Source organism: Holdemanella sp., from assembly GCF_056804935.1.
Map to the genome: position 1 here is coordinate 1 of NZ_DBMEXE010000179.1, position 1,854 is coordinate 1,854.

Annotated in this window: 3 protein-coding genes; all 3 read right to left on the bottom strand. The window is 35.1% G+C overall.

The window, feature by feature from the left end; all coding sequences use genetic code 11:
• Positions 1–121: 121 nt before the first annotated feature.
• Genes ACZQCL_RS07750 through ACZQCL_RS07760 form a run of 3 tightly spaced genes read right to left on the bottom strand, consistent with a single transcriptional unit; the run spans position 122 to position 1,788 of the window.
• Positions 122–592: a hypothetical protein gene (locus ACZQCL_RS07750; protein WP_482482610.1), complete on the bottom strand. Its 471-nt coding sequence runs from the start codon at positions 590–592 to the stop codon at positions 122–124.
• On the bottom strand, positions 585–1,472 hold the full coding sequence (locus ACZQCL_RS07755) for a DUF1700 domain-containing protein (RefSeq protein ID WP_482482612.1): 888 nt from the start codon (positions 1,470–1,472) through the stop codon (positions 585–587). The genes ACZQCL_RS07750 and ACZQCL_RS07755 overlap by 8 nt, the downstream gene beginning before the upstream one ends.
• Position 1,473: 1 nt before the next feature.
• On the bottom strand, positions 1,474–1,788 hold the full coding sequence (locus ACZQCL_RS07760) for a PadR family transcriptional regulator (RefSeq protein ID WP_227993350.1): 315 nt from the start codon (positions 1,786–1,788) through the stop codon (positions 1,474–1,476).
• Positions 1,789–1,854: the final 66 nt, after the last annotated feature.

Sequence of the window (1,854 nt, forward strand, 5' to 3'; positions counted from 1 at the left end):
AGAAACGTCGACTATTTTTGGGTTTATGAAGTACGTTTCTGCCACAGATATTCTATCAGATTTTAAAAAGACTGTCGACAGTCACTTTGTCAACAGTCTGAGAAACAGTATAAACTGTTCCTTAATAGTAGTCATCCACCAATGTAATTTTATCCTTTAATGCCTTGCCATATCGAAGACTTACATGAATTTCACCATTCTTTGCACAATACTCATCATAACTCTTCGATTTGAATGTATCAAAAATGGTTTGAAGATTCTTTGACATTTCATAATCATCCATCTGTAAATCCAATTGATCCCCATCCTGCACAACATGAAGCATTTTAGGATATGTGATCACCAATGAATTATTCGGTAATCGATTATCTTCCACCATCTCATCCACAACGACACGTACATCGCCAACCGAACTTAAATACGTTTTTGTATACAAACGACAACGATCTGGCATTGTCGTTGTCATAGTCTGCGTTTCTTTTGACAAATCAATTTGATTTGGACTAATTTGACTCAATTCATACACAAAAGTTCCACAGCCAAACACAAATAATAAGATTGAAACAACCAACAATACACCTAACTTACGCATTTGTATCCACCCTCTTAGGCCAAGCACGAACTAACATCAATAGTATTGCCAAACTTCCTAACACAAAGGCAATATCCATACAATATAATCCAGTACTTGTTGTGGCATATACAATAGTTACATATATCATGACAACCAAGCCAATACCACTACCAATCAAAACACACGCTACAGGAATCATAGCCAAGACTAAGATCACCTTTAAGACATCCGATTCAAGGTGACTTGGCTTTCTTTCATGATACAAAGGACTCTCAGGTGTTGGAGGCAAATCACTCGATTTAATATTATCATTCCAAGTATCTTTGATATCATCCATCACACCCACATTATGTGCATGCAAACGATAACGCTCCACTCTTTTAGCCATGACTTTCACAAAGAAATAAATGGCTAAACATAAATATAGGATGCGACAAAGACTTAACATAAAATCTGTGATCATATAGAATCCGACAAAGAATGAAAAAATCATAGACAATAAAAATTGGCATAATATATCAACCACGATGACTTTTCCAATCAACAAAATCAACACTAAAACAATCGCATCAAATAAGATGTGAAAAATTTCATTCATCGAAAAATTACCAAGCTTAGAAAACAATTCCTCAACCTTGGCATACACCTTATCAATCGTTTTATCTGCACGATTAGAGAATGGATCCATTGAGTCCGTATTGATCTTATATGCATCTAGAATATCCTTTACCAATTCATCCACATCGCCAAAACCAGCAACAGCCTCTTCTTCTGCAACACCACCAGCAATCTTGTCATCAATATACGTTCCATATTCCAATATGATGTCTTCTCTTTCTTTATCACTAATCAACGATAACTTTTGATTTAAAACATCCAAAAATTCCTTTTTTAACACCCTACTTCACTCCTTTCAAATATGCATTTACACTATCTGAAAAATCCGTCCACTCCGATAATAATGCATCATATCTTTCAAGTCCTAAATTTGTGATATGATAATACTTTCTTGGAGGACCCTCCGTAGATTCTTTTAAATAAGACTCCAACAAACGATCGTTCGACAATCGCTTCAACAAAGGATAAATCGTACCTTCATTTACTTGAATTACCTCGTTGATACGAGACACAAGCTGATACCCATATAGATCATCCGATACAATAGCCTTTAATACAATCAACTCTAAAACACCTTTTTTAAATTGAGTATTCATGCGTTTCACCCCTATTCTTTCCCATTAATGATGGCTGAAACACATCTACATACATCTTTTCCAAAG